This is a genomic window from Halomonas sp. 3D7M, assembly GCF_014897885.1.
Taxonomy (GTDB): domain Bacteria; phylum Pseudomonadota; class Gammaproteobacteria; order Pseudomonadales; family Halomonadaceae; genus Vreelandella.
The window spans coordinates 31,930-32,140 of record NZ_JABUZF010000235.1 but is presented as its reverse complement, the minus strand read 5'-3'; the positions used below and the strand labels follow the sequence as shown (position 1 = coordinate 32,140).

The following is a 211-nucleotide window of genomic DNA, read 5'->3' as shown; positions in this document are numbered from 1 at the left end:
GGCGCGCTGGCGGTTGGGTTAGTTTTCCTGCTCTCGTGGCGGCGTGGGTTGGCGCCGATCGTGGTGGTGTTGGCGGGCTTGGTGGTTAATCTGTACTTAGGGGCGCTCTCCACGGCGCTGCTGCTGTTTAACCACGAGGCGCTCTCAGGACTGCTGATTTGGGGCGCGGGTTCGCTGGCGCAAAACGGTTGGGATGGCGTGGCTGTTCTCT

1 pseudogene is annotated in these 211 nt (G+C 63.0%); it reads left to right on the top strand.

The features are described 5' to 3' along the window. Positions 1 to 211, top strand: a pseudogene (locus tag INT22_RS21010) (iron chelate uptake ABC transporter family permease subunit); the annotation flags it as partial.